Consider the following 4,755-nt stretch of genomic DNA (forward strand, 5'->3'; position numbering starts at 1 on the left):
GCCTCGACTCGGGGCTCGCCGCGCCGCCGGCCGCCGCGCTCGTCGGGTCGCGGTACGGCTGGCGCGCCGGCGTCCTCCTCGGCGCCGTCGTCGCGGTGCCCGTGTTCCTCCTGTTCGCGTGGAAGGTCCGGCCGACCGAGCCCCTCCGTCCCGACCAGCCGATGGGGGAGCGGTTCGCGCTGGGGCCGCTCGTCGAACTGCTCTCACGGCCGCGGATCCTCTATACGACCGCGCTGGCGACGATGGGCGCGTTCACGTGGCAGGCGACCGCCTCCTTCCTGCCCACGTTCCTCGAGTTCGGGACCGGCCTGTCGAGCGCGCTGTCGGCGCTGCTGTTCTCCGTGTACTTCCTCGTCCACGGCGGCACCCAGCCGGTGACCGGCTCGGTGTCCGACCGGATCGGTCGCGACGCCACCGCGATGGTGACGATGGGCGCCGGCGTCGTCGGCTACGGGACGCTCGTCGCGGCCGCGACGCTCGACCTGGGGCTGCCGGTCACGGTCGCAGGGGTGGGGTTCGTCGGCCTCGCGATGTCGTGGGGCGCGCCGGTCCAGTCGCGGTTCATGGACCTGTTGTCCGACTCGGAACGGGGCGCCGGCTTCGGGCTCGTCCGGACCGCGTACATGGTGACCGGCGCCACCGGCAGCGTCGTCGTCGGCGCCGTCTCCGACGCCGCGGGGTGGCCCGTCGCGTTCGGCCTGCTCGCCTGCGTGATGGCGCTCGGGCTGGCGACGCTGTCGGCGAACCGGCTGCTCGGGCTGGGGTACTGAACCGAAGGAAAACGAGAACGCAGAGCGCGCGACGGCGTCTCAGAGCCGGTCGTCTTCGATGCTGCCCGGGTCCTCCGCGGTGTCGAACATGTTGTTCTCGGCGCCGTCGAGCATCTCGTCGCGTGGGTCGTCGTCGACGACGCTCACGTTGTACGCCTCGATGCCGGACGCGATGAGGTCCTCCGCGGCCTGCTCCTCGGAGACGAACTCCTCGTCCGCCAGCTGCTGAAACTCCGCGTACACGTCGTCCGAGAGGTTCAGCTCGAAAGTGGGCATACCTCCCGTTCCGACCGGACACTTTTAAATCGTTCCCTCGTTGCGTGAGGCGTCCGGCGAGGCCGCTTCACGTGACCGACGACAGCGAAACCGTGATCGAGGCGTACGACGACGGCCACCGAATCGTGCGCGAGGCCCGAAACCGTCCCGACGCCTACCACTTCGACGGGCCCGGCGGTCGGATCGCGTCGTTCGAGCTCCCGGAGGCGGCTCGACTGTACGCCGACCTGTACGCGATCACCGACGGATTCGACGAGTCGCAGACCGGAAGGCGGGGCGTCCCGCCGAGGATCGCCGGCGCCGACGAGGAGATCCGAATGACGTACCTCGCCGTCCGGTTGTCGATCGCGTACGCCGCAGCTGCGTTCGAGGTCGACGAGCCGGTCGTCCGCGACGCCGTCAACGCCGTCCACGAGCGGGCGGCGACCCTGCGTTCGCGCTCGGACGAGAGCGGCTGAGGGCCGGCCGCCGGCGACGGCCCGAACATCTGCGGGGTCAGGGGTACCCGGGCGGCGTACCAACGCACGCGCATGCCCGGCTTCCCGTCTCCCTTCGGCGCCGACGACGACCTGTTCGACGGCTACGACGAGTTCGTCGCGGAGGACCTCCCGCGACCCGGCGAGTTCCTCGACGGGCACGACGTGCTCGCGGGAGCGGACCACCTCGCCTTCCACCGCCTCACCCGCGAGTGCTTCGAGGAGCGGACGGTGTACGACATGACGTTCGACTACAACCTCGCGCGGCTGAACCTGGACACGCGCCACGGGGACGCCGGCTTCCGCTACGCAGTCGAGCGCGCCGGCGCCTCCGACGCGGTCGACCCCGCCCAGGTGGACGAGGACGCGGTCGACGGCGGCGAGGTCGACCGCGTCCTCCGGGCGGAGTTCACGCCGACGACCGCGTTCTGCCCGCAGACGCACACGCTGACGATCGGCGCGTTCCGGGCGTGGAACGGGCTCTCCGACCGCCACGAGTACGACCTGGTCCGGGTCCGCGCGGCCCCGATGCACGACCAGAGCGAGGCGGTGAACGACCGGCTCGCGGAGCTGGAGGAGTCGTACCTCGAAACGGGCGACGTGGAGGCCGAGGGAGGGGAGTCATTCGGCGTCGGATCGAATCCGACGAGCGGAACGGGGGACGCGAGCGCGGGCGGCCGCTCGACCGACGCGCCGTTCTGAAGCCGCGGCGGAGGCAGGGTCGCCGCGGGGATTAGCTTGATATAGGCGCTAAGCCCCCACTCTCAAGGAGCGAACGGCGTCAGCCGTGAGCGAGTAGGGTAGGGTAGTTCACAGGTCCCGCCAGGCGCCGAGGAACCGCTGGACCGCGGTGAGGTGCCCGACGACGGCGAACAGCGCGAGCAGGAGGCCGACGACGTTGAGCCCGGCGACGACTGGCGCCGAGTACACCGCGGCGACGACGCCGACGATCCCCGCCAGCGCGAGGCGGTCGGCGCGGCCGAGCAGCCCGCCGTACTCGCGCCCGATGCCGACCGCCTGGATCTGCGTGCCGAGGTAGGAGGTGAGGAGGACGCCCGTGACGGCGGCGAAGCCGAGCGCGTACGCCTCGATCCCGGCCGTGAACCCCGCGATGATCGCCACGTCGGCGTAGCGGTCGAGGACGTGGTCGAGGAAGTCGCCGCCGTCGGAGGCGACTCCCTGGTGGCGGGCGAGCGCCCCGTCGACCACGTCGAGCCAGCCGTTGAGGAGGACGAGGAGCGCGCCGGCCGCGTACAGCGGCGCCGACCCGGCGGCGAAGGCCCCGGCGGCCGCGACGGCGACGAGGAAGGCGATCACGCTCACTTGGTCGGGCGAGAGGCCGAGCCTGTCGGCCGTCGACACCCACGGGCCGAGGAGGCGGTCCGCCACGGACCGGTACTGGTCGAGGGTCATCTACCGTCTCGACGGTCGCGGCCGGCTCATATATAATCGATGAAGTCCACGGTGCCGGCGCTGGGCTCGCGCTCCCCCTCGACCGCCGCGCGGATCGCGTCGGCCACCGCCTCGGGGTCGCGGTCGGTCGCGTCGACCTCGTAGACGTTCTCGGCGCCGTGCTCGGCGACCGCCTCCGAGAGGATCACGTCGAGCGCCTCGCTCTCGCCGTTTTCGGCGGCGGTCTCGGGCGACTCGCCGCGCTCGCGGAGCCGGGACTCGATCGTCTCGGGGTGACAGCGCAGTACGACGACGCGGTCGACGTCGAACCGGTGCGCCAGGTGCGAGTCGAGGACGCCGGCCCAGTCGCCCAGGTCGGCGCGGACCGCGTCGAGGTCGGCGACGAGCGTGTCGCGGTCGTCGTCGCGCTCGCTCCAGAGGTCGTCGTCGGACTTGATCCGGTCGTTGAGGTGGATCACGTCGTACTCTCCGTCGAGCAGCGCCGTCGCCGTCGTCTTGCCCGTTCCGGGGGTTCCCGTCACGGCGACGCGGTCGGCGCGGCCGCGGTCGGCTTGGGTCTCGGTGTCGTCGGTCACGCGCGGACACCGAGTTCGAGATCCGCCAGCGTCTCGTTGAGCAGGTCGACGGCCTCGCGGGTCTCCTCGCGAGTCCCGGTCGAGATCCGGACGTGTTCCGGGAGCCCGAACGAGGTGCAGTCGCGGATGATGACGCCGCGCTCCTGGGCCGCCTCGGCGACGCGCTCGCCGTCACCGACCGCGGCGAGGACGAAGTTGCCAGCGGAGTCGACGGTGGGCGCGTCGAGTTCGCTCTCGATGTGCTCGCGGGCCCAGCGCGCCGTCTCGACCGACTGCTCGACGTGGTCCGCGTCGTCGAGCGCGGCGAGCGCGGCGCGGCAGGCGAGCTCGTTGGCCGCGAACGGCGTGTTGACGCGGGCGTACGCCTCGCCCCACGCCTCGGGGACGACGCTGTAGCCGATCCGGAGCCCCGCGAGGCCGTACGCCTTCGAGAAGGTGCGGAGGACGGCCACGTCGTCGCGCTCGTCGACGAGCGGGATCGCGCTGTCCACGTCGGCGAACTCGCCGTACGCCTCGTCGACGACGACGAGCGTCTCCGGCGCGGTCGCGTCCGCGATCGCCTCGATCCCGTTGAGGGGCATCGTGGAACCGGAGGGGTTGTGCGGGGAGGTGACGTAGACGATCCGCTCGCCGCCGTAGGCGCGCAGGACGGTCTCCGCGTCCTGCGCGAAGCCGTCGTCGGGGGTGAGTGCGTACTCCGTTACCTCGCCGTGGTGGTATCGGGTGGACATCGCGTAGTAGGCGAAGCCGGGGCTGGGCACCAGCGCCTCGTCGCCCGGCTCGAGGGCGGCGCGCGAGAGGTAGTCGATCGAGCCGTCGGCGCCCGGCGACACCCACACCTGCTCGTCGTCGACGCCCCACCGCTCGGCGATCTTCGCGGTGAGGTCCGTGTGCGAGGACTTCGGGTACTGGTTCACCCGGTCGGCGTGTTCGCGGATCGCCTCGACGGCCGCCGGGCTCGGCCCGTGCGGGTTCTCGTTCGAGGAGAGCTTGATCAGGTCGTCGGGGTCGAGCCCGCGCTCGCGGGCGACCTCCTCGACGCCCCGCCCGGGCACGTACGGCGAGTGATCGGAGAGATCCCGTGGTTCCATGCCACCGGGTCGGGGACGGGCGGGCTTAAGCGTGGTCTTGACCGCCGGACGGGCCGCCGTCGTCGCCCTCGCCGCGGTCCCTCTCGCCGTCGACGCGCCCGCCCTCGCCGCGGTCCCTCTCGCCGTCGACGCGCCCGCCCTCGCCGCGGTCCCT

General features: G+C 72.2%; 7 protein-coding genes. 3 read left to right on the forward strand and 4 right to left on the reverse strand.

The features are described 5' to 3' along the window. The coding region (locus EXE45_RS16075) for an MFS transporter (protein ID WP_137694912.1) at positions 1-770 on the forward strand (770 nt) is incomplete at its 5' end. Positions 771-809: 39 nt separating this feature from the next. Here the strand turns inward: EXE45_RS16075 and EXE45_RS16080 are convergent. Further along, positions 810-1,046, reverse strand: coding sequence for a hypothetical protein (locus EXE45_RS16080; RefSeq protein WP_008442562.1), 237 nt, complete (start codon positions 1,044-1,046; stop codon positions 810-812). A 71-nt stretch (positions 1,047-1,117) separates the two neighbouring features. Between EXE45_RS16080 and EXE45_RS16085 the strand changes: the two genes are divergently transcribed. Both EXE45_RS16085 and EXE45_RS16090 read left to right on the forward strand, forming a co-directional pair. After that, the gene (locus EXE45_RS16085) at positions 1,118-1,504 is read left to right on the forward strand and encodes a hypothetical protein (protein WP_092922279.1); all 387 of its coding nucleotides are present in this window, start codon (positions 1,118-1,120) and stop codon (positions 1,502-1,504) included. 72 nt (positions 1,505-1,576) lie between these two features. Continuing rightward, entirely contained in the window at positions 1,577-2,224 is a 648-nt protein-coding gene (locus EXE45_RS16090; protein WP_137694913.1) for a hypothetical protein, read from the forward strand. Between the two features lie 108 nt (positions 2,225-2,332). Here the strand turns inward: EXE45_RS16090 and EXE45_RS16095 are convergent, their stop codons facing one another. Genes EXE45_RS16095 through hisC form a run of 3 tightly spaced genes read right to left on the reverse strand, consistent with a single transcriptional unit; the run spans position 2,333 to position 4,601 of the window. Further along, entirely contained in the window at positions 2,333-2,935 is a 603-nt protein-coding gene (locus EXE45_RS16095; protein ID WP_092922274.1) for a CDP-alcohol phosphatidyltransferase family protein, read from the reverse strand. A 26-nt stretch (positions 2,936-2,961) separates the two neighbouring features. Then, positions 2,962-3,510 carry an adenylate kinase family protein gene (locus tag EXE45_RS16100; RefSeq protein WP_137694914.1) on the reverse strand — a complete coding sequence of 183 codons (549 nt, stop codon included), beginning with the start codon at positions 3,508-3,510 and terminating at the stop codon, positions 2,962-2,964. Next, the gene (gene hisC, locus EXE45_RS16105) at positions 3,507-4,601 is read right to left on the reverse strand and encodes a histidinol-phosphate transaminase (protein ID WP_137694915.1); all 1,095 of its coding nucleotides are present in this window, start codon (positions 4,599-4,601) and stop codon (positions 3,507-3,509) included. The genes EXE45_RS16100 and hisC overlap by 4 nt, the downstream gene beginning before the upstream one ends. Between the last annotated feature and the right edge of the window lie 154 nt (positions 4,602-4,755).

The sequence above is a fragment of the Halorubrum sp. SP9 genome (assembly GCF_005435015.1).
GTDB classification, from domain to species: domain Archaea; phylum Halobacteriota; class Halobacteria; order Halobacteriales; family Haloferacaceae; genus Halorubrum; species Halorubrum sodomense.